Origin of the sequence: Microbacterium maritypicum (assembly GCF_008868125.1) — a bacterium.
GTDB lineage: Bacteria > Actinomycetota > Actinomycetes > Actinomycetales > Microbacteriaceae > Microbacterium > Microbacterium maritypicum.
Genome location: NZ_WAAQ01000001.1, coordinates 617,102 through 637,598 on the forward strand (window position 1 = coordinate 617,102; position 20,497 = coordinate 637,598).

The window sequence follows — 20,497 nt, forward strand, 5'->3', positions numbered from 1 at the left end:
CGCTCCAGGGTGGAGCGACAGCATCACAACGCTCAAGGAGGAGCGCACATGAAGAACGCACGCATCGCACCCCCCGCCCGCATCGGAACGTGGGCCGCAATGGCCGCGGTCGCAGCCCTCGCCCTCACCTCGTGCGCCGGCGGCAGTGCCGCGACCGACGACGGCGGAGGGGAATCCGAAGCGGCTACGATCACCGACGTCTCGATCGTCGTCCCGGCCGACCCCGGCGGGGGATGGGACCAGACCGGACGAGCGCTGTCGCAGGTGCTCACCCAGGACGACCTCGTCGCCTCCGCCCCGGTGACCAACGTGGGTGGCGCCGGTGGCACGGTCGGCCTCGCTCAGCTCGCCAACGAGAAGGACCCGAACACCCTCATGGTGATGGGTCTGGTCATGGTCGGAGCAGTCGAGACCAACGCCTCGGCGGTGCGGATCGAGGACACCACCCCGATCGCCCGCCTGACGGACGAGCCGCTCGTCGTCGTCGTGCCGGCGGACTCGAAGTACGACACCCTCGAAGACCTCGTGGAGGACATCGTCGACAACGGTCAGTCGGTCACCGTCACGGGCGGGTCCGCGGGAGGCGCCGACCACATCCTCGCCGGGCTCATGCTCGAGGAGGCAGGGCTGGACGGTGCGGAGATCGCCGAGAAGCTGAACTACACCCCGAACTCCGGCGGCGGTGAGGCGGTTCCGCTGCTCATCGGCGGGAAGGTCTCCGCGGGCATCTCGGGTGTGGGCGAGTTCGCCCAGCACATCGAGAGCGGCGCGCTGAAGGCGCTGGCGGTGTCGAGCGAGGAGCCGGTGTCGCAGCTCCCCGACGTCCCGACCATCACGGAGGAAGGCTACGACGTCGTCCTGACGAACTGGCGCGGGGTGATCGCCCCCGGTGGGATCTCGGACGGAGAGAAGGACGAGCTGGTCCGTGTGATCACCGAGCTCCACGAGTCGGAGGCATGGACCGAGCAGCTGGAGACCAAGGGATGGACCGACGCGTTCCTGGTCGGTGCGGACTTCGACGAGTTCCTCACCGGGAACATCGAAGAGGTCACCGCGACGCTGAAGAACATCGGCCTGGTGCAGTGACATGACGGTCCCCGCATCGTCGGGGACCGGGGAGCAGGGGGTGCGGGTCGACCACGGCGGTCGACCCGCACGCCGCACTTCCTCCGTCCCCATCGGCGAACTCGTGTTCGCCGGAATCATGGTCGCGCTCGGCGTCTTCGCCGTCGTCGGCATCTTCCTGATCCACGTCCCCGTCGGCATGAAAGCCGGCCCGACGGTCTTCCCGATCTTCGTCTCCGTCATCCTGCTCGCCTCCGCGGTCGCGGTCCTGATCGGGGTGCTGCGCGGCGAACGCGGCGGTGCGGAGGAGGCGCAGGACATCGATGAGAGCCTGCCGACCGACTGGGTCACCCTCGCCAAGCTGGCGGGTCTCGTCGTCGCCCACCTGCTCCTGATCGAGCCGCTCGGATGGGCGCCCGCGGCCGCCCTGCTGTTCGGCGGGGTCGCGTGGTCGCTCGCCGCCAAGCGCTGGTGGATGGCCTTCCTCATCGGGATCGCGGTCGCGCTCGTGATCCAGGTCGTCTTCGGCGGTCTGCTCGGCCTGTCGCTGCCCTGGGGTCCCGCTCTCGGCTGGCTCGGAAGGATGTTCTGATGGACAGTTGGACCCTGCTCCTGGAGGGTTTCGCGACCGCGCTGCAGCCGCAGTACCTCGCGTTCGCCTTCCTCGGCGTCTTCGTCGGCACCGCGGTGGGAGTGCTCCCGGGCATCGGCCCCGCCATGACGGTGGCGCTGCTGCTTCCCCTCACCTACACGCTCGATCCCGCCGCCGCGCTGATCACCTTCGCGGGCATCTACTACGGGGGCATGTACGGCGGCTCGACGACGAGCATCCTCCTGAACACACCGGGGGAGTCGGCCTCGATAGTCACGGCGATCGAGGGCAACAAGATGGCCAGGATGGGGCGCGGTGCCGCCGCGCTCGCCACCGCGGCCATCGGGTCCTTCATCGCCGGCACCCTGGCGACGCTGGGGCTGACGCTGCTGGCTCCGCTGCTCGCGCAGTTCGCGGTGAACCTGGGACCGGCGGACTACGTCGCCCTCATCGTGATCGCGTTCATCACGGTCGGCGCGCTGATCGGCAGCTCGATCTCGCGCGGGATGCTCTCGCTCGGCGTCGGGTTGTTCCTCGGTCTCGTCGGCACCGACTGGCTCTCCGGACAGCAGCGCTACACGCTGGGGCTTCCCGCGTTGTCCGACGGCGTCGACATCGTCCTGGTGGCCGTCGGGCTGTTCGCGGTCGGGGAGACGTTCTACATCGCCGCCCGGTTGCGGCACGGCGGCGTCGACGTGATCCCCGTGACACGCGGGTGGCGCTCCTGGATGACCAAGGCCGATTGGCGGAGGTCATGGAAGCCCTGGCTGCGGGGCACGGCGATCGGCTTCCCGATCGGCACGATCCCGGCGGGCGGCGCCGACGTGGCCACATTCCTGTCCTATGCGACCGAGCGCAAGCTGTCGAAGCACCGCGACGAGTTCGGACGTGGCGCGATCGAAGGGGTCGCCGGTCCGGAGTCGGCCAACAACGCCGCCGCCGCCGGCGTGCTGGTGCCTCTGCTCACGCTCGGCCTGCCGACGACGGCGACCGCGGCGATCATCCTCACGGCGTTCCAGTCGTACGGCATCCAGCCGGGGCCGCTGCTGTTCGAGAGCCAGTCGAACCTGGTGTGGGCGCTCATCGCGAGCCTCTACATCGGCAACGTGATCCTGATCGTGCTGAACCTGCCGCTCGCGGGCATGTGGGTGAAGCTGCTGCAGATCCCGCGGCCGTACCTCTACGCCGGCATCCTGCTGTTCGCGGTGTTCGGGGCGTATGCGCTGCACAGCTCGCCGACGGACATCGTGATCCTGCTGATCGTCGGTGTCCTCGGGTACTTCATGCGCAGGTACGGATACCCGGTGGCACCGCTGGTGGTCGGGATGATCCTGGGGCCGATGGCCGAGGAGCAGCTGCGCAAGGCGCTGCAGCTGAGCCAGGGGGACCTGAGCACGCTGGTCATGCAGCCGTTCGCCGCGATCGCCTACGGCGTGCTCGCGCTGCTGATCGTCGGCGGACTGTGGCTGCGGCGTCGCCAGCGTCGGTACGAGCAGGCGCTGACCGCGTCGATCGCGCTGCCGATGAAGGCGGACTCCGAGGTCTGAGTTCGAGACGGCGGGTACGGGAGGGGAGGCGGCCGCGAGTAGGCTGATCCGGTGAATGACGTACAGGCCCCCGCACGTGGGCCTCGTGCCTACGCGGCGTTCATCGGTATCGGCCTTCTCGCCGGCCTCCTCTCCGGACTCTTCGGCGTGGGCGGTGGCACGGTCATCGTCCCGCTGCTGGTGCTCCTGCTGCACTTCGATCAGCGCCTCGCGGCCGGGACCTCGCTCGCGGCGATCGTGCCCACGGCGAGCGTCGGCGTCATCTCCTACGCCACGACCGGTTCGGTGGCCTGGGTGCCCGCGATCATCCTCGCGGCGGGTGCCGTGGTGGGCGCGCAGATCGGCACACGGCTTCTGCCGCGCATCTCGCAGACGGCGTTGCGGTGGGGTTTCGTCGGCTTCCTGGTCGTCGTGATCGTCAGCCTCTTCCTGGTGATCCCCTCGCGCGACGCCGCGTTCGAACTCTCCTGGCTGACCGGCATCGCCCTCGTCGGCGTGGGAATCGGCACCGGAATCCTCGCGGGGCTGATCGGCGTCGGCGGTGGAGTGATCGTCGTACCCGTGCTGATGCTGGCCTTCGGTACGAGCGACCTGGTCGCCAAGGGCACCTCGCTGCTGATGATGATCCCCACCGCGATCTCCGGCACGGTGGGCAACCTCCGCAACCGCAACGTCGACCTGCTCGCGGCGCTGATCATCGGCGTCTCGGCCTGTACGACGACCGCGCTCGGCGCGTGGCTGGCCACGATCGTCGACCCGACGCTGGGCAACATGCTGTTCGCGGCATACCTGGTCGTGATCGCGGTGCAGATGGCGATCAAGGCGATCAGGGGCCGCAAGCGCGGCTGAGCTCCGCCTGCCTCGGTAGGATCGAGGGGTGGCAGTGAACCAAGAACTGGTCGGCCGGGAGTTCCCGCCGACGGCCCCGTACCTCGTCGGCCGCGAGAAGGTGCGCGAGTTCGCTCGTGCCGTCTTCGCCGACGCTCCTCAGCACACCGACGTCAAGGCGGCCCGCGCGGCCGGCTTCTCCGACGTCGTGGCGCCCCCGACCTTCGCGATGGTCATCCAGGACCTCACGCTCCAGCAGCTGCTGGGGCAGGAGGACTCCGGCATCGTGCTGGCGCGCACCATCCACGCCGAGCAGCGCTTCGCCTACACGCGCCCCATCGTCGCGGGCGACGAGCTCACCGCGCAGCTGCGCGTCACCGGCATCCGCATGATGGGCGGCAACGCGATGATCACCAGCGAGGCCGAGATCACCGATCCCGCGGGTGCCCATGTCGTCACCGCCACCAGCGTGCTGCTGGTCGGTGCCGAGCCGAGTGCGGATGAAGGAGAGGCGGCCTGATGGGCTACACCGTCGGAGACGTGCTCGCTGAGCGCACCGTGCACCTCACCCGCGAATCGCTCGTGCGTTACGCGGGGGCATCCGGAGACTTCAACCCGATCCACTACCGCGATGACGTGGCAGCGTCCGTGGGACTGCCCGGCGTGCTCGCGCACGGCATGCTCACGATGGGCATCGCCTCGTCGGTCGTCGTCGCGGCGCTCGACCCGGCCACCCGCATCCTCGACTACGGCGTGCGCTTCACCAAGCCCGTCGTCGTCGACCCCGTCGAGGGCGCTGACATCACCGTCGTCGCCACCGTCGGTGCTGTCGACGACGAGGCCGCGCGCATCGACCTCAAGGTCACGTTCGGCGAGACCACCGTGCTCGTCAAGGCGCAGCTGCGCGTCGCCGTCTGATGAGGGCGCTGTGATGCGGGAGATCGAGCCGGTCCGACTCGCGGAGCTGACCACGCTGCGCACGGGTGCGGCGCCGGAGCAGATGTTCGAGGCGACGACGACCGCCGGCCTGGTCGAAGCCCTGCGCGAGACGTGGGCGCGCGGTGACGAGTGGTTCGTGCTCGGCGGCGGCTCCAACCTCTTCGTGGGCGACGAGCCTTTCGAGGGCACCGTCATCCGCGTCCGCACCGAAGGCATCGAAGAGCTGCCGTCACCGCATCAGGGACGCATCCGTCTGCGCGCGCAGGCCGGACACGGCTGGGACGACCTGGTCGCCTATGCCGTCGCCCACGGCTACGCGGGCCTCGAGGCGATGAGCGGGATCCCCGGCACGGTAGGCGCCGCCCCCGTGCAGAACATCGGCGCCTACGGGCAGGAGATCCAGGAGACGCTGGTCGAGGTCGAGCTGATCGACGAGTCGACCGGAGAGATCTCGACGGTTCCCGCCGCCGAGCTCGGACTCGGCTTCCGCACCTCGGTGCTCAAGCACCACCACGGGAGTGTGCCGCTGCGCCGTGCCGTGATCCTCTCCGTGACCGTCGACCTGCTCATCGCGGGTGAGCGCGTGGTGCGCGGCGAGCAGCTGCGTCGGGCGCTGGGCCTGACCGATGAGACGCCCGTTCCGCTGGGGTGGGTGCGCGAGCGCATCCTCGCGACCCGGGCGTCGAAGGGGATGCTGCTCGACGCGGACGACCCCGACACGCATGGCGTCGGCTCCTTCTTCCAGAACGCGATCGTGACGGCGGCGGTGGCCAGGGCGCTGCCCACGGAGTGCCCGCGCTGGCCGGTCGCCCCCGACCTCGATGCGGTGACCGTGATCCCGCTCGCCTCGTACGACGGAATGGTTCCGACGTCGAAGCCCGCGACCGTCTCCGACGTCAAGGTGAGCGCGGCCTGGCTCATCGAGCAGGCGGGTATCCGCAAGGGGTTCAAGCTTCCGCGCTCACGAGCATCGGTGTCGACCAAGCACGCGCTCGCGCTGACCAACCGCGGCGGCGCGACCGCCGGCGAGGTCGCCGAGCTGGCACGGTTCATCCAGAGCAGGGTGCACGCCGAATTCGGCCTCGTGCTGCAGCCGGAACCGGTGCTCGTCGGCGTCGACCTGTAGAGCGTTGCTCGGCAGCCGCGGCGGACGGCGGGGCTACACTCGCGGCATGAGCGGACTGATCCCGTACCTGCTGTTCCCCGGCAACGCCGCAGAAGCGCTGCGTCACTACCAGTCGGTGTTCGGCGGCGACCTGCAGCTGCTCGACTACGCCACCGCGGGCCGGCACGACGGGCCGGGCGATGCGATCGCGCACGGGCAGCTGAGCGGACTGGTCGAGCTCGCCGGTGCGGATGCCGGTGCCGACGACGACGCTGTGCAGATGGGCGGTATGTTCCTCTCGCTCCTCGGCACGGCCGACGCGCTGACTCTGACCGGCTGGTACGACACGCTCGCGGCCGACGGACGCGTGATCGATGCGCTGCAGAAGCGTACGTGGGGTGACTACGACGGCACGCTCATCGACCGCTACGGCATCCGCTGGTTGATCGGCTTCCAGCCCGAGGACTGAACCTGCTTCCCGTCGAAGTAGGCACGAGACGAGGGCAGGAAGATCAACACGACCGCCGCGCTGGTGAGTGCGAGGGTCGCGAGGCCGGCCCAGAACTCCCAGATCGGGGCCGCTGCCGCCGGAACGTAGAGCGCGAGCGGGAGCGGAAACAGCAGGGTCGTGTATCTGGCCCAGGATTTCCGTCTCATCACGAGCACCGTGATGGTCGCGTAGACGACCACCGGTACGAAGGGGAGCACGCTCAGCCACCCTCCTCCCCAGTACCACATGAAGGGAGCGACGACGAGGGAGAGGAAGAAGACCAGCACGGTCACCGTGCTCAGGATGGTGAAGGCCACCCGCAGAGTCACTGGCATCCACTCTTCCTCCTGCTTCTCCCAGGCGCGTCGAGACCCATCGTCGACGCCGAGACCCACTCTCGTCGGTGACCGGGGGAGTGGGTCTCGGTGCGCACGATGGGTCTCGGCAGAGGTGCAGCCGGTCAGGCGAACAGACGCTGCAGGCGCTGGACGCCCTCGAGCAGCTGCTCGTCGCCGAGCGCGTACGACATGCGGATGTAGCCGGACGGGCCGAAGGCCTCACCGGGGACGACAGCGACCTCGGCCTGGTCGAGGATGAGGTCGGCGAGCTCGAGCGAGGTGGTCGGCGTCACGCCGCCCCAGGTGCGGCCGAGCAGGCCCTGCACGTCGGGGTACACGTAGAACGCGCCGAGCGGGTTCGGGACCACGAGGCCGTCGATCTTCGACAGCTCCGAGACGATGAGCTGGCGGCGGCGGTCGAACGCCTGGCGCATCTTCTCGGCCTCGTCCTGCGGACCGGTGAGGGCGGCGATCGCCGCCTTCTGGGCGACGTTGTTCACATTGCTGGTGAGGTGCGACTGCAGGTTGCCGGCGATCTTGATGGCGTCGGCGGGGCCGACCATCCAGCCCACGCGCCAGCCGGTCATGGCGTAGGTCTTCGCGACGCCGTTGACCAGGATGGTCTGACCGGCGACCTCGGGGACGGCCTCGACGATCGAGGTGGCCTTGACGCCCTCGTACGTGAGGTTCTGGTAGATCTCGTCGCTGATGATCCAGATGCCGTGCTCCAGCGCCCACTCGCCGATGGCCTTGGTCTCCTCGGCGGTGTAGACGGAGCCGGTGGGGTTCGACGGCGAGACGAACACGAGGGCGGTGGTGCGGGCGGTGCGGGCGGCCTCGAGCTGCTCGACCGTGACCTTGTACTCCTGGTCGGCGCCCGCGAAGACCTCGACCGGGGTGCCGTCGGCGAGGCGGATGGCCTCGGGATAGGTGGTCCAGTACGGCGCGGGCAGCAGCACCTCGTCGCCGGGGTTCACCACCGCCTGGAAGGCCTGGTAGACGGACTGCTTACCGCCGTTGGTGACGATGACCTGGCTGGGGGAGACCTCGAGGCCGGAGTCGCGCAGCGTCTTCGCGGCGATAGCCTCGCGCAGCGCCGGAAGACCCGGGGCCGGCGTGTACCGGTAGCTGGCGGGATCGGCCAGAGCCTCGGCCGCCGCATCCACGATGAACTGCGGCGTCGCGAAGTCGGGCTCGCCGGCGGCGTACGAGATGACGTCCTTGCCTTCGGCCTTGAGGGCCTTGGCCTTGGCGTCGACCTTGAGGGTCGCGGACTCGGCGATGGCGGACAGCTTGCGGGAGAGAGGAGCGCGTTCGGTCACGATTACGAGCGTACTCGGGTCGATGCGGCAGGTGAGGTGTGGGATGCCGCCAAGATCCGAGGTTCTTTCGGGTTCGGAAGGTCAGCCGGCGTCGAGACCGTGAGCCTGCGCGACGGCCGCGAGCGTGATGCGCCCGCCCTGCACGTTCAGACCCGCAGCCAGTGCCGCGTCTTCGGACGCCGCGAGCTCCCAGCCCTTCCCGGCGATCGCCGAGACATAGGGGAGGGTCGCGTTGGTCAGGGCACGGGTCGCCGTCTCGGGAACCGCGCCCGGCATGTTCGCGACGCAGTAGTAGATGGAGTCGTGCACCGCGAACGTGGGGTCGTCGTGGGTCGTGGGGCGCGAGCCCTCGAAGCATCCGCCCTGGTCGATGGCGATGTCGACGAGCACGGAGCCCGGCTTCATAGCGGCGACCATGTCGTCGGTCACGAGCTTGGGGGCCGCAGCTCCCGGGATCAGCACGGAGCCGATCACGAGGTCGGCGGTCTTGAGCTCCTCGGCGATGTCGTAGCGGCTCGACGCGCGCGTCTCGAGGGCGCCGCCGTAGCGGTGCTCGAGCTCGCGCAGGCGCGGCAGGGCGACGTCGATCACCGTCACCTTCGAGCCGAGCCCGAGCGCGTTCGCCGCGGCGTGCTCTCCCGCGACACCGCCGCCGATCACGACGGTCTTGGCGCGCGGCGTGCCGGCGATGCCGCCGAGCAGCATGCCGCGACCGCCCTGCGAGCGCAGCAGCGAGTACGAGCCCATGGTGACCGAGAGGCGCCCGGCGATCTCGCTCATCGGCACGAGCAGCGGCAGACTGCGGTCGGGCAGCTGCACCGTCTCGTAGGCGACGGCGGTGGTTCCCGCCTCGACGAGCGCGGTGGTGAGCGCACGGTCGGCGGCGAGGTGCAGGTAGGTGAAGAGGGTGAGGTCGTCGCGCAGGAAGCCGTACTCCTGGGCGATCGGCTCCTTGACCTTGATGACCAGGTCGGCCTCACCCCACGCTTCGGCGGCGGTCGCCACGATCTCGGCGCCGGCCGCGCGGTAGTCGTCGTCTGTGATGCGCGAGCCGAGCCCGGCGCCGGACTGCACGAGCACTCGGTGGCCCTCGCGCACCAGGCGGTCGGCGCCGGCGGGGGTGAGGGAGACGCGGTTCTCGTTGTTCTTGACCTCGGTGGGGACGCCGATCTTCATTGATCCTCCAGGTGTGATGCGGTGCGGCACCCAGGATCGCAGAAACATCGACAGAACAACAGAATCGGTGAAGATGATTCGCATGACGCGGAAATCCTGAATAATGCTTCGTATGGAGACGACCTCACAGGCCCCGGAGCCGAACACCGTTCGGGCACCGGCCCTGGATGCGATCGATGCCAGGATCGTGCAGCTGCTCACGGCCGACGGGCGTATGACGAATGCCGAGCTCGCCGCACGTCTCGGCGTCGCGCCCTCGACGGCGCACACCCGGCTGCGCGCCCTCGTGGACCGCGGCGTGATCACGGGTTTCCACGCGAGTGTGGACGAGCGGATGCTGGGCGCAGGGCTCCAGGCGATCATCGGCGTCACGCTGCGTCCGAGCGGACGGCGGGAGAGCATCGTCGAGTTCGCGGATCGCGTGCGCGTGCTGCCTCCGGTGATCCAGCTGTTCTTCCTCGGCGGCGACGACGACTTCCTGCTGCACATCGCGGTCGCCGACTCATCCGAGATGCGCGAATTCGTGCTCGAGCACCTCTCGGCACAGAGCAGTGTCGCCTCGACCCGCACGAGCATCGTGTTCGACTACCACCGCAACTCGGTGGCCGCTTCGTTCCGCTGAGGCGGGGAGTCGCCGCGGGTCAGGCGCCGTAGGAGGAGGGCAGCGCGCAGTAGTCGGCGAACCGACGTGCCGGATGCGCGGGGTCGGTCACATCGACGATCGAACCCGCGACGGTGTGCGGCGGCTCATCGCCCGACAACTGCCACACCGCGTAGTTCCACATGCCTCTGGCGCGCTCGCCGAGCAGAGCGGACGGCCCCGAGACGAGCAGGATGTCGTCGCTCTTCGGACCCTCGCGGAACGCGGTGACCGCGGCGCGGAGTTCGGCCTCGTCGCCGTCCGGCGAGTGCTCGCGGACGACCTGCTGCCCCGATGCCGTCAGCGCGGACAGGAGATCGTCGGCCGAATGCCGCGAGCGCTCGGCATTCGCCCCGGCCACCGCGAGCAGGCGCCGGCCGCGCGGGTAGAAGTGCAGGAACTCGGAGGAGATATCCGCCCAGACGTCGGTCATGCCCCCAGGCTACGCCCGTGCGGTGGCACCGGCTCCGCACACGAAAGAGCCCTCGGTCACGGCGTCGGCCGCGGCCCGAGGGCTCCTTCGCGCGCTCAGTCCTCGTCGACCAGGAACCGGCTGTAGGCGCCCAGCGTGAGGAACGTGGGGAACTCCTCCCGCAGGGCGACCTCACGGAAGATCTCCGCCGCGTCGTCGTACCTGTCGCCGTGGGTGCGCGTCGCCTGTGCGAGCACCTGGGTGATCAGATCCTCGACGTACTCAGCCGTGATGGGGGTGCCGTCCTGCGTGGTGCGGTCCTGGTGGATCCACTGCCACACCTGCGAGCGGCTGATCTCGGCGGTCGCGGCATCCTCCATCAGGTTGTCGATCGCCACGGCGCCGAGTCCGCGCAGCCAGGCCTCCAGGTAGCGGATGGCGACGGACACGTTGTCCCGTACTCCCTGCGCGGTGATCGGTCGACCGATGTGTAGGTCGAGCAGGTCGCGGGCCTCGACGTGAACATCGTCGCGCTGCCGGTCGACCTGGTTGGGGCGGTCGCCCAGCACGGCGTCGAACTCCGCCTGGGCGGTGGGGATCAGGTCGGGGTGCGCCACCCAGGTGCCGTCGAAGCCGTCGCCGGCCTCGCGCTTCTTGTCGGCGGTGACCTTCTCGATCGCGCGCGCCGTCACCTCGGGGTCGCGCCGGTTCGGGATGAACGCGCTCATGCCGCCGATCGCGAAGGCGCCCCGCTTGTGGCAGGTCTGCACGAGCAGGTCGGTGTACGCCCGCATGAACGGCACCGTCATCGTGACCTCGCTGCGGTCGGGGAGCACGAAGCGCGCCCCGCGGCCGCGGTAGTTCTTGATGATCGAGAAGATGTAGTCCCAGCGGCCGGCGTTCAGTCCCGCGCAGTGGTCGCGCAGCTCGTAGAGGATCTCGTCCATCTCGAAGGCGGCCGGCAGGGTCTCGATCAGCACGGTCGCGCGGATCGTGCCGTGCGGGATGCCGATGTACTCCTCGCTGAACGAGAAGACGTCGTCCCACAGCTTCGCCTCCTCGCTCGATTCGATCTTGGCGATGTAGAAGTACGGCCCGCGCCCGCTGTCGATCAGCGCCTGTGCGTTGTGCAGGAAGTAGAGGCCGAAGTCGACCAGCGATCCCGATGCCGACGTGCGACGACCGGCGCGGTCGATGAAGGCGATGTGCTTCTCGGGCAGGTGCCAACCGCGAGGGCGCATCACGATCGTGGGCGTGCGCTCCGCCGTGACGCGGTATTCCTTGCCTTCCGGCGAGGTGAACGACAGCTCGCCGCGGATCGCATCGCGCAGAGACAGCTGCCCCTCGATCACGTTCTTCCAGGTGGGGCTCGTGGCATCCTCCTGGTCGGCGAGCCACACCCGCGCGCCGGAGTTCAGCGCATTGATCGTCATCTTCGGGTCGGTCGGCCCGGTGATCTCGACGCGACGGTCCTCGAGTCCGGGGCCGGCGCCGGCCACCCGCCAGTCCCGATCCTCACGGATGTGTGCCGTGTCGTCGCGGAACTGGGGGTCGTGTCCGTTGCCGATCTCGAAGCGGCGACGCATCCGGTCGGCCAGACGGTCGTGGCGACGCGCGGCGAATCGGTGGTGCAGCTCGGTGAGGAAGGCGAGCGCCGACGGGGTCAGGATCTCCTCGTAGCGGTCACGGAGGGGGCCGGTGACCTCGATCGCGGGACCCTGCTGGGTCGTCTGGATCGGAGCCGTGGTGGTGGGAGTGGTCATGATCGTGAGTCCTTTGCGTGGTGGTCCCCTTCGGCTCCGTCGAGACCCACGGTGGTCGTCGAGACCCATCGCTGCAGGCGATCGCGGCGGTGGGTCTCGACGGCGCCGATGGGTGTCGGCGAGACGGGGACGAGAAAGTGGGGATCAGTGGAACTGCGCGGCTTCGGTGGAGCCGGCGAGGGCGAGCGTCGCGCTGTCGGGGTTGAGCGCGGTGGAGATGACGTCGAAGTAGCCGGTGCCCGCCTCGCGCTGGTGCTTGGTGGCGGTGTACCCGTCTGCTTCCGCGGCGAACTCGGCTTCCTGCAGCTCGACATAGGCGCTCATGGCGCGATCGGCGTAGCCGCGGGCGAGGTCGAACATCGAGTAGTTCAGGGCGTGGAAGCCGGCCAGGGTGATGAACTGGAACTTGTAGCCCAGGTCGGCCAGCTCCTGCTGGAACGTCGCGATCTCGGCGTCCGACAGGTGCTTCTTCCAGTTGAAGCTCGGCGAGCAGTTGTAGGCCAGGAGCTTGCCGGGGAACTCGGCGTGGATCGCCGCGGCGAAGTTGCGAGCGAGCTCGATGTCCGGCTCTCCCGTCTCGACCCACAGCAGGTCCGCGTAGGGGGCGAAGGCGAGTCCGCGGCTGATGACCGACTCGATGCCCGGGCGGATCCGGTAGAACCCTTCCGTGGTGCGCTCGCCGGTGGTGAACTGCTGGTCCCGCTCGTCGACGTCGCTGGTGAGCAGGTCGGCGGCGAGGGCATCCGTGCGGGCGATGATGACGGTCGGCACTCCCGCCACGTCGGCCGCGAGGCGAGCGGCGTTCAGGGTGCGGATGTGCTGCTGCGTGGGCACGAGCACCTTGCCGCCGAGGTGGCCGCACTTCTTCTCGCTGGCCAGCTGGTCTTCCCAGTGGATGCCCGCGGCACCGGACTGGATGAGCGACTGCGCGAGCTCGTAGGCGTTCAGCGGTCCGCCGAAACCGGCCTCCGCGTCGGCGACGATCGGGGCGAGCCAGTCCTGTGTGGTCTCGCCTTCGGCGTGCTCCAGCTGGTCCTGGCGGATGAGGGCGTTGTTGATGCGACGCACGACGGCCGGCACGGAGTTGGCGGGGTACAGCGACTGGTCAGGGTACGTCTGACCGGCGAGGTTGCCGTCGGCGGCGACCTGCCATCCGGAGAGATAGATGGCCTTCAGTCCCGCCCGCACCTGCTGCACGGCCTGGCCCCCGGTGTACGCGCCGAGCGCCCGGACGTAGTCCTCGGTGTGCAGGAGGTTCCAGAGGTTGTCGGCGCCGCGGTGGGCGAGCGTGGCCTCTTCGCGGACCGAGCCGCGGATGCGGATGACGTCTTCTGCCGAGTAGGTGCGCTCGACGCCGTCCCAGCGCGGGTCGGTGTCCCAGATCTCCTGGAGCTCGGCGGCCGTCTGAACCTGGTCGCCGGCTCGCAGACCGGCGGGGCGGGGCGTCGGGGTGTGGGCGGTGTTCGTCATGGTGTCTCCTCGGTGGATCCGGCGGCTGTGCCGGTGTGGCGTGGTTCCACTGTGCGTGAAGTTCGGAAGCCCCAATGACCGATCTAGGAGAGAAGATCAGACGAAATTCTGTTTCTGTGACAGAATCGGCCGCATGAGCACCATCGACGCTGCAGAAGAGACCGACGCCCTCACGATCGGCCGGCGCATCCGCCAGCTCCGTACGGCGAAGGGGATGACCCTCGACGACCTGGCCTCCGCCGTCGATCGGGCGCCCAGTCAGATGTCGATGATCGAGACCGGCAAGCGCGAGCCCAAGCTCACGCAGCTGCAGGCGATCGCCCGCGTGCTCGGGGTCACGATCGATGCGCTGCTGGAAGGTGAGCCGCTCGATGAGCGCAGCGCGGTCGAGATCGCCCTCGAGCGGGCGATGAAGGGCCAGACGTTCCAGGCGCTGGGCATCGAGCCGTTCCGTATCGCGAAGAGCCTGCCGACGGACGCTCTGAAGGCCCTGCTCGCCCTGCACGGCGAGATCGATCGGCTCAAGGATGAGCGGGCCGCGACGCCGGAGGAGGCGAGGCGGGCCAACGTCGAGCTGCGGCACCTCATGCGGCGACAGGACAACCACTTCGCCGATCTCGAGGCGAAGGCCGCCGAGATCCTGGCCGCGGTCGGCCATCCGGGCGGTCCTCTGACGCAGCGCACGGCGTCCGAGATCGCGGCGCATCTGGGCTTCACCCTGCACTACGCCCCCGACCTGCCGCAGACCACGCGCAGTGTCGCGGACCTCGCGAACGGCCGGCTCTACCTGTCGAGCAGCGTGCCAGCGAAGGGCGATGCCCGCACCGCGGTGCTGCAGGCGCTCTCGAGCCGCATCCTCGGACACTCCGAACCACGCAGCTATGCCGAGTTCCTGCGCCAGCGCGTGGAGACCAACTACCTCACCGGTGCCCTCCTCATCCCGGAGGCGCATGTCGTCCCCGCCCTGATGGACGCCAAGCAGCGCAAGGCGATCTCGATCGAGGACCTGCGCGATGCGTACTCGGTGTCGTACGAGACGGCGGCGCACCGCTTCACGAACCTCGCCACACGACACCTCGACATCCCCGTGCACTTCCTCAAGGTGCACGAGTCGGGCACGATCACCAAGGCGTACGAGAACGACGACGTGAACTTCCCGACCGACCGCCTCGGGGCCATCGAAGGCCAGATGTGCTGTCGCCGGTGGACCTCGCGCGTGGTGTTCGATGAGGATGACCGCTTCAACCCGTACTACCAGTACACCGACACCGGCAACGGCACGTACTGGTGCACGGCGCGGGTCGAGTCCTCGAGCGAGGGGCTGCACTCGGTTAGCGTCGGGGTGCGCTTCGACGACACGAAGTGGTTCGTAGGGCGAGACACCTCGCACCGCGGCGTCTCGAAGCACTCGGTCGAGGTGTGCTGCCGGCGGGCACCCGCCGACCTGGAGGACCGCTGGCGCGAGAACTCCTGGCCTAACGTGAAGACGCCGCGCACGCTGCTGGCGACACTGCCGACCGGGGCCTTCCCCGGCGTCGACACGACCGACGTGTACGAGTTCCTGGAGGCGCACGCCCCTCGCTGAGTGCGGGAGCCCGCTCCCGCCGTTCGTCAAAAGTTAGTTTGATCTTGCTTAGTCAATCTTGACTATGTTACTTTCATCGAGCCATCAATGACGAACGGCCGAGAAGGGACCCTCATGGCTACTTCCTCTGCGGAAACCCGATTCCGCATCACTGCCACCCTGACGTGCGTTCTCGCCGCCACGCTGACGCTCGGAGCATGCTCCGCGCAGACGCCAGGCGGCGATACCGCCCCCACGAGTGCGAGCGACACCGACGCCTGCAAGCGGAATCAGGATGCCGGCACCATCACCTACATCTCCGGCTACGGCTACTCCGCCAGCGCCGGTCAGCTCGACGTGTTCCTCGCCGAGGAGCTGGGCTACTTCGACGATCTCTGCCTGGATGTGGAGATCAACGCCTCCGGTGCGAACGGGCAGCAGCTCGTCGCCTCCGGTCAGGCGCAGTTCACCGCCCTCGGCTCCGCATCCGACGTGATGCTGGCCGCGGCGAACAGCAAGAACCTCACGGCGGTCGCCACCTACGGCACCACCCCGCCGTTCTCGATCTTCGGCAACGAGAGGCTCGAGAGCCTCAAGGACCTCGAGGGCGGATCGCTCGGCTACTTCATCAACCTGACCCCGATCGCCTCGGCCATGCTCGATGAGGCCGGTGTCGACGTCTCGAAGGTCGAGATGGTCAAGATGACCAACTACGACCCGACGGTCGTGGTGCGCGAGCAGGTCGATGCGATCGTCGGCTACGCCTCCAACCAGCCGCAGTCGCTCAAGGCGCAGGGACTGCCGTTCAGCGAGTTCCTCCCCTCCGACCTCGGCGTCGAGGGCACCTACAACGTGATGGAGGTCAACTCCCGCTTCCTCGACGAGCACCGTGAGGTCGCCGCCGACTTCATGCGCGCGAGCCTCAAGGCGCTGCAGTACTGCCTGGACGAGTCGGATGCCTGCATCGACAAGCTCGCGAAGCTGGCCGAGGACAACAACCAGGGCGCCGCTTTCCCGCGCGACCAGCTGGCCCGCACGTGGGAGGTCGAGTCCGCGTGGGTGCGTGAGAGCGCCGGCGGCAACCCCGGCGTGCAGAACGAATCCATGTGGGAGCCGGAGTACGCCCTCGTGAAGAAGTACGGCGACGTCAAGAACCTGCCGGCGATCGCCGACATGATGGACGCCGACCTGGTCGCCGATCTCTACGACGGCGACACCCTCACATGGCCGGCGAAGTGATGTCGGTCGCACAGGGAGCAGGCGTCGAGGTCAGGAACGTCTCGAAGTCCTTCGGGGCGGACGGCGCCAAGGTCACAGTGCTCGACGATGTGAGCCTCACGATCGGCATGGGCGAGTTCGTGTCGGTGATCGGCCCCAGCGGCTGCGGCAAGTCCACGCTGCTCAAGGTCGTCGCCGGTCTCCTCGACGCCGACTCCGGCACCGTCACGATCGACGGCGAGAGCGTCACCGCGGCCTCGCGCGACAAGAAGATCGGCCTCGTGCCGCAGTCGCCCGCGCTGCTGCCGTGGAAGACCGTGCGCGAGAACGTCGAGCTGCCGGTGCGCATCAACGCCAAGGCGAACTCCGGACGCGCACTGCGCGATCCCGCCGAGCTCTTGGCGACCTTCGGACTCGGACAGGCGATGAAGAAGTACCCCGGCCAGCTCTCCGGCGGCATGCAGCAGCGTGCCGCGATCGCCAGGGCGTTCGTGTTCGACCCGGCCATCATGCTGATGGACGAGCCGTTCTCGGCCCTCGACGAGATGAACCGCGACCTGCAGCGCATCGCCCTGCTGGAGTTCTGGCAGTCCAACCGCAAGGCCGTCATGTTCGTCACGCACTCGGTGCCGGAGGCGATCATGCTCTCCGACCGCATCGTGGTGATGGCAGCCCACCCGGGGCGCATCGCTCAGGTGATCGACGTGAACCTGCCGCGGCCGCGCGACGAGCAGTCGTATGCCACGGAGGAGTTCCGCGAGATGGAAGCAGTCGTGCGCGATGCGCTGCGCGCGCAGACGGAGAAGGCCCATGTCTGAGCTGACGATGAGAGACACGACCGCGACCCTCGCGACCGCCCGCCTGAAGGCCCAGCCGCGCCGTGGCATCCCGCCGTGGCTGCGCTGGGGATCCTGGGGACCCACCCTCATCACCTTCGTGATCGCCGCGCTGCTGTGGCAGGTCGTGGCCTGGACCAACCCGTACGTGCTCCCGACGCTGGAAGCGATCGGCACGAGCCTCGTCGACGATGCCGGCATGTACTGGTCGAACTTCCTCGTCACCCTGCTCGAGGTCGTGGTCGGCGCCTCCGCCGGCATCCTGGCCGGCTTCCTGCTGGCCGTGATCATGGCCGAGTTCCAGATCATCGAGCGGGCCGTGATGCCGCTCGTGATCATCGTGATGGTGACCCCGATCGTGGCGATCGCCCCGGCGCTGGTGGTCGCCTTCGGCTTCGGCATGGTGCCGAAGTTCATCGTGACCGGGCTCGTGGTCTTCTTCCCGATGCTCGTGAACTCGCTGGCGGGTCTGCGCGATGTCGACCAGAAGGCGCTCGACGTCTTCAAGACGCTGCACGCCTCGCGGTGGGAGATCTTCCGCGAGCTGCGCTTCCCCGGCAGCATGCCCTACGTGTTCGCAGGGCTCCGCATCGCCCTGCCGCTCGCGGTGGTCGGCGCGGCGGTCGCCGAGTTCGTCGCGGCGGGACAGCAGGCCGGTCTCGGCTCGCTCGTCACCACCTCTGCGGCGCAGGCGAACCTCGCCGTCACCTGGGCCAGCATCGCCCTGCTGTGCCTGCTCGGCGTGCTCCTGATCATCGTCCTCGCCCTGGTGCGCAAGCGCGTGCTCTGGTGGAGCGACGGCGAGGTCACGGCCAAGGGCTGACGCGGCACCCTCATCCCGGGACGGGCGCCCCCACCCGTCCCGGGGTTCCTCCGGCGTGCCCGGAACCACCCCAGAACACCCAGAACCACCCACAAGGAAGGCACCCGCACATGACCGATCAGAACTCCGTCAAGCCGCTGCGTCTCGGCCTCTTCGAGAACGCGCAGGCGAACGACTCCGGCACCGCGACCTGGCGGCACCCCGACAACGGGCGCTACCTGTTCGACAAGCTCGAGTACTGGCGCGACACCGCGCGCATGGTCGAGGACGCCGGGTTCGACTTCCTTTTCCTCGCGGATGCCTGGGGCTGGGCCGACGTCGCGGGCGAACGTCCCGACATCTGCTCGGTCGAGGGTCTCGACCTGCCGCGGCTCGACCCCGCGATCATCCTCGCAGCCCTCATCCCCGAGACCACGCGGCTGGGACTCGTCGCCACCGGATCGACGCTGCTCGAGCCGCCCTACTCCTTCGCCCGTCGGATGGCGACGCTGGACATCCTCTCCGGCGGTCGCATCGGCTGGAACGTGGTCACCACCGGAACCGCCGACACCGCCGTGCAGGGCTTCGGCGTGCCCATGGTCGGACACGACGAGCGCTACCTCATGGCCGACGACTTCATGCAGGTCGTCTACAAGCTCTGGGAGCAGGCGTGGGAGGAAGGCGCCCTGGAGCGGGACAAGTCCGGCCGCTTCGCCGACCCCTCCAAAGTGCACCGCATCGCACACGACGGCCCGTACTTCCGCTCGCACGGCTACGGGAACACCTCGCGCTCGCCGCAGGGCACGCCGGTGCTGTTCCAGGCAGGCGCGTCGCCCGCAGGCCGTGAGTTCGGCGGCAAGCACGGCGAGGCGATCTTCGTCGGCAGCGGCTCGGTCGAGCAGCTGTGCGCGCACTCCTCCGCGATCCGCGAGGAGGCCGTCAAGAACGGCCGCGCGGCCGACGAGGTGAAGATCATGTCGGCCTTCGCCGCGATCGTCGGCAGCACGGAGGAGGAGGCGCGGCGCAAGTACGCCGAGGTGGCCGACGCGCAGAACCCCGACGTCACGGTGGCCTCCTACGCCTGGTTCACCGGGCTCGACCTCTCGGCCTACGCGCCCCACACCCCGATGTCGGAGCTCAGCACCGAGCTCTCGCAGACGCAGGTCGCCCGCTTCGCCGACAAGACCGTCGGCGACGTGCTCGGCGACTGGCATGCGCACGGCGTCGGCGCCCGCCCGATCGTGGGGACCCCGGAGCAGGTGGCGGACCGGATGATCGAGCTCGCCGACGGCGCCGACCTCGACGGATTCCTGTTCGCCCCCGTCATCCCGCCGGCATCGACCGTCGACTTCATCGAGCACGTGCTGCCGATCCTCAAGGAGCGCGGGGCGATCGTGGAGCCCTCATCGGAGCCGCAGTCGCTGCGCGAGCGCCTGATCGGCACGCCGACGCCGGCGCTCGCCGACTCGCACACGGGCTCGCAGTACCGGCGGACGATGTCGCGTGTCTGACACCCTCACCGGTGTCGCCGTGGTGGGGAGCGCGAACCTCGATCTCGTGGTCGAGGTCTCGCGCCCCCCGCTCGTCGGCGAGACCCTGTTGGGCCGGGCCGGTGGTCGCTTCTCCGGAGGCAAGGGCCTGAATCAGGCCGTCGCCTGCGCACGCAGTGGGGCACCGACCCGGTTCTGCGCCGTCGTCGGAGCGGATGAGGCGGCCGATGTGCTGCAGCAGACCTTGGTCGATGCCGGAGTGGCGGCGGCCGTGCGCCGTAGCGCCGTCGCTCCGACCGGCGTCGCCCACGTGCTGGCGTTCGACGACGGCGACAACAGCATCATCGTCGCGGCCGGCGCGAACGCAGAGCTCGACGCAGACGACGCCGTCGCCGGGATTCGGGGAGCCGCGGTCGTGCTCGCCCAGCTGGAGGTGCCCGTCGCGAGCGTGGCCGCCGCACTGCGCGCCGGGCGAGCGGCGGGCGCGCTGACGATCCTCAACGCGGCTCCCGCACACGTCGCGACGATCGAGATGCTCGGCGACGTCGATGTGCTGGTCGTGAACGAGACGGAGTGCGCCGAGCTCGGCGGCATCGACCGGTTGCATGCAGCCGGAGCGCGGATCATCGTGCTCACGCAGGGTGCCGGGGGAGTGACCCTGCACCGCACGGGCGAACAGCCCTTGCACATCGATGCGTTCCGGATCGATCCGGTGGACACGACAGGTGCCGGCGATGCCTTCTGCGGTGCGCTGGCCGCAGCGCTCTCCCAGGAGGAGAGGATCGAGCGGTCTCTGGTCCGAGCCTGCGCCGCCGGAGCCGTCGTGGCTCAGCATCGCGGAGCGACGACGTCGGAGCTTTCGCCCGCGTCGATCGCAGCGCTCGTCCTGTCGCGCTGAGG

Annotated in this window: 21 protein-coding genes; 15 read left to right on the plus strand and 6 right to left on the minus strand. The window is 69.1% G+C overall.

Annotated features, from left to right (window positions below):
- The first annotated feature begins 48 nt into the window (after window positions 1-48).
- The 8 genes from F6W70_RS03080 to F6W70_RS03115 are packed head-to-tail and all read left to right on the plus strand — an operon-like array spanning window position 49 to window position 6,545.
- Window positions 49-1,086, plus strand: a complete 1,038-nt coding sequence (locus F6W70_RS03080) for a Bug family tripartite tricarboxylate transporter substrate binding protein (protein WP_017829184.1) — start codon at window positions 49-51, stop codon at window positions 1,084-1,086.
- Between the two features lies 1 nt (window position 1,087).
- Window positions 1,088-1,657, plus strand: a complete 570-nt coding sequence (locus tag F6W70_RS03085; protein ID WP_318278783.1) for a tripartite tricarboxylate transporter TctB family protein — start codon at window positions 1,088-1,090, stop codon at window positions 1,655-1,657.
- Window positions 1,657-3,204, plus strand: a complete 1,548-nt coding sequence (locus F6W70_RS03090; protein WP_151485882.1) for a tripartite tricarboxylate transporter permease — start codon at window positions 1,657-1,659, stop codon at window positions 3,202-3,204. The genes F6W70_RS03085 and F6W70_RS03090 overlap by 1 nt, the downstream gene beginning before the upstream one ends.
- A 51-nt stretch (window positions 3,205-3,255) precedes the next feature.
- Window positions 3,256-4,053, plus strand: a complete 798-nt coding sequence (locus F6W70_RS03095; protein ID WP_055874133.1) for a sulfite exporter TauE/SafE family protein — start codon at window positions 3,256-3,258, stop codon at window positions 4,051-4,053.
- A 28-nt stretch (window positions 4,054-4,081) separates the two neighbouring features.
- Window positions 4,082-4,552 (plus strand): FAS1-like dehydratase domain-containing protein, encoded by a 471-nt coding sequence (locus F6W70_RS03100; protein WP_055874130.1) that lies wholly within the window; start codon window positions 4,082-4,084, stop codon window positions 4,550-4,552.
- On the plus strand, window positions 4,552-4,950 hold the full coding sequence (locus F6W70_RS03105; RefSeq protein WP_055874127.1) for a MaoC/PaaZ C-terminal domain-containing protein: 399 nt from the start codon (window positions 4,552-4,554) through the stop codon (window positions 4,948-4,950). The genes F6W70_RS03100 and F6W70_RS03105 overlap by 1 nt, the downstream gene beginning before the upstream one ends.
- A 13-nt stretch (window positions 4,951-4,963) precedes the next feature.
- On the plus strand, window positions 4,964-6,097 hold the full coding sequence (locus F6W70_RS03110; protein ID WP_055874125.1) for a UDP-N-acetylmuramate dehydrogenase: 1,134 nt from the start codon (window positions 4,964-4,966) through the stop codon (window positions 6,095-6,097).
- Between the two features lie 46 nt (window positions 6,098-6,143).
- A complete protein-coding gene (locus F6W70_RS03115; RefSeq protein ID WP_127482917.1) occupies window positions 6,144-6,545 on the plus strand; it encodes a VOC family protein in 402 nt (133 codons plus the stop codon).
- Here F6W70_RS03115 and F6W70_RS03120 read toward each other — a convergent pair.
- The 3 genes from F6W70_RS03120 to ald form a co-directional block, all read right to left on the minus strand.
- Entirely contained in the window at window positions 6,503-6,901 is a 399-nt protein-coding gene (locus tag F6W70_RS03120) for a hypothetical protein (RefSeq protein WP_151485883.1), read from the minus strand. The genes F6W70_RS03115 and F6W70_RS03120 overlap by 43 nt on opposite strands.
- A gap of 125 nt (window positions 6,902-7,026) precedes the next feature.
- Complete coding sequence (locus F6W70_RS03125; protein ID WP_127482915.1) at window positions 7,027-8,226, minus strand: pyridoxal phosphate-dependent aminotransferase; 1,200 nt, start codon at window positions 8,224-8,226, stop codon at window positions 7,027-7,029.
- Window positions 8,227-8,307: 81 nt separating this feature from the next.
- The gene (gene ald / locus F6W70_RS03130) at window positions 8,308-9,402 is read right to left on the minus strand and encodes an alanine dehydrogenase (protein WP_151485884.1); all 1,095 of its coding nucleotides are present in this window, start codon (window positions 9,400-9,402) and stop codon (window positions 8,308-8,310) included.
- Window positions 9,403-9,505: 103 nt separating this feature from the next.
- Here ald and F6W70_RS03135 point away from each other — a divergent pair, with 103 nt between their 5' ends.
- A complete protein-coding gene (locus F6W70_RS03135; RefSeq protein WP_017829172.1) occupies window positions 9,506-10,024 on the plus strand; it encodes an Lrp/AsnC family transcriptional regulator in 519 nt (172 codons plus the stop codon).
- Between the two features lie 19 nt (window positions 10,025-10,043).
- Here F6W70_RS03135 and F6W70_RS03140 read toward each other — a convergent pair whose 3' ends face one another.
- The 3 genes from F6W70_RS03140 to aceA form a co-directional block, all read right to left on the minus strand.
- Window positions 10,044-10,475: a hypothetical protein gene (locus F6W70_RS03140; protein ID WP_151485885.1), complete on the minus strand. Its 432-nt coding sequence runs from the start codon at window positions 10,473-10,475 to the stop codon at window positions 10,044-10,046.
- A gap of 95 nt (window positions 10,476-10,570) precedes the next feature.
- On the minus strand, window positions 10,571-12,217 hold the full coding sequence (aceB, locus tag F6W70_RS03145) for a malate synthase A (protein ID WP_151485886.1): 1,647 nt from the start codon (window positions 12,215-12,217) through the stop codon (window positions 10,571-10,573).
- 144 nt (window positions 12,218-12,361) lie between these two features.
- On the minus strand, window positions 12,362-13,687 hold the full coding sequence (aceA, locus tag F6W70_RS03150; protein ID WP_017829168.1) for an isocitrate lyase: 1,326 nt from the start codon (window positions 13,685-13,687) through the stop codon (window positions 12,362-12,364).
- A gap of 133 nt (window positions 13,688-13,820) precedes the next feature.
- Between aceA and F6W70_RS03155 the strand changes: the two genes are divergently transcribed.
- The 6 genes from F6W70_RS03155 to F6W70_RS03180 all read left to right on the plus strand — a co-directional run bounded on the left by F6W70_RS03155 (window position 13,821) and on the right by F6W70_RS03180 (window position 20,495).
- On the plus strand, window positions 13,821-15,272 hold the full coding sequence (locus F6W70_RS03155; protein ID WP_055874108.1) for a helix-turn-helix domain-containing protein: 1,452 nt from the start codon (window positions 13,821-13,823) through the stop codon (window positions 15,270-15,272).
- 114 nt (window positions 15,273-15,386) lie between these two features.
- The gene (locus tag F6W70_RS03160; protein ID WP_235562452.1) at window positions 15,387-16,490 is read left to right on the plus strand and encodes an ABC transporter substrate-binding protein; all 1,104 of its coding nucleotides are present in this window, start codon (window positions 15,387-15,389) and stop codon (window positions 16,488-16,490) included.
- Window positions 16,475-17,287: an ABC transporter ATP-binding protein gene (locus F6W70_RS03165; protein WP_235562451.1), complete on the plus strand. Its 813-nt coding sequence runs from the start codon at window positions 16,475-16,477 to the stop codon at window positions 17,285-17,287. The genes F6W70_RS03160 and F6W70_RS03165 overlap by 16 nt, the downstream gene beginning before the upstream one ends.
- Window positions 17,280-18,128, plus strand: a complete 849-nt coding sequence (locus tag F6W70_RS03170) for an ABC transporter permease (RefSeq protein WP_055865526.1) — start codon at window positions 17,280-17,282, stop codon at window positions 18,126-18,128. The genes F6W70_RS03165 and F6W70_RS03170 overlap by 8 nt, the downstream gene beginning before the upstream one ends.
- Before the next feature lie 110 nt (window positions 18,129-18,238).
- The gene (locus tag F6W70_RS03175) at window positions 18,239-19,618 is read left to right on the plus strand and encodes an NtaA/DmoA family FMN-dependent monooxygenase (RefSeq protein WP_151485887.1); all 1,380 of its coding nucleotides are present in this window, start codon (window positions 18,239-18,241) and stop codon (window positions 19,616-19,618) included.
- Entirely contained in the window at window positions 19,611-20,495 is an 885-nt protein-coding gene (locus F6W70_RS03180; RefSeq protein ID WP_151485888.1) for a ribokinase, read from the plus strand. Before F6W70_RS03175 ends, F6W70_RS03180 begins: the two co-directional genes overlap by 8 nt.
- Window positions 20,496-20,497 lie beyond the last annotated feature (2 nt).

Bases quoted from the DNA above. Each gene is read 5' to 3' on its own strand.
- F6W70_RS03080 (WP_017829184.1), top strand. From the start codon at position 49: ATGAAGAACGCACGCATCGCACCCCCCGCCCGCATCGGAACGTGGGCC.
- F6W70_RS03085 (WP_318278783.1), top strand. From the start codon at position 1,088: ATGACGGTCCCCGCATCGTCGGGGACCGGGGAGCAGGGGGTGCGGGTC.
- F6W70_RS03090 (WP_151485882.1), top strand. From the start codon at position 1,657: ATGGACAGTTGGACCCTGCTCCTGGAGGGTTTCGCGACCGCGCTGCAG.
- F6W70_RS03105 (WP_055874127.1), top strand. From the start codon at position 4,552: ATGGGCTACACCGTCGGAGACGTGCTCGCTGAGCGCACCGTGCACCTC.
- F6W70_RS03110 (WP_055874125.1), top strand. From the start codon at position 4,964: ATGCGGGAGATCGAGCCGGTCCGACTCGCGGAGCTGACCACGCTGCGC.
- F6W70_RS03115 (WP_127482917.1), top strand. From the start codon at position 6,144: ATGAGCGGACTGATCCCGTACCTGCTGTTCCCCGGCAACGCCGCAGAA.
- F6W70_RS03120 (WP_151485883.1), bottom strand. From the start codon at position 6,901: ATGCCAGTGACTCTGCGGGTGGCCTTCACCATCCTGAGCACGGTGACC.
- ald (WP_151485884.1), bottom strand. From the start codon at position 9,402: ATGAAGATCGGCGTCCCCACCGAGGTCAAGAACAACGAGAACCGCGTC.
- F6W70_RS03135 (WP_017829172.1), top strand. From the start codon at position 9,506: ATGCTTCGTATGGAGACGACCTCACAGGCCCCGGAGCCGAACACCGTT.
- F6W70_RS03140 (WP_151485885.1), bottom strand. From the start codon at position 10,475: ATGACCGACGTCTGGGCGGATATCTCCTCCGAGTTCCTGCACTTCTAC.
- aceB (WP_151485886.1), bottom strand. From the start codon at position 12,217: ATGACCACTCCCACCACCACGGCTCCGATCCAGACGACCCAGCAGGGT.
- aceA (WP_017829168.1), bottom strand. From the start codon at position 13,687: ATGACGAACACCGCCCACACCCCGACGCCCCGCCCCGCCGGTCTGCGA.
- F6W70_RS03155 (WP_055874108.1), top strand. From the start codon at position 13,821: ATGAGCACCATCGACGCTGCAGAAGAGACCGACGCCCTCACGATCGGC.
- F6W70_RS03160 (WP_235562452.1), top strand. From the start codon at position 15,387: ATGGCTACTTCCTCTGCGGAAACCCGATTCCGCATCACTGCCACCCTG.
- F6W70_RS03165 (WP_235562451.1), top strand. From the start codon at position 16,475: ATGGCCGGCGAAGTGATGTCGGTCGCACAGGGAGCAGGCGTCGAGGTC.
- F6W70_RS03170 (WP_055865526.1), top strand. From the start codon at position 17,280: ATGTCTGAGCTGACGATGAGAGACACGACCGCGACCCTCGCGACCGCC.
- F6W70_RS03175 (WP_151485887.1), top strand. From the start codon at position 18,239: ATGACCGATCAGAACTCCGTCAAGCCGCTGCGTCTCGGCCTCTTCGAG.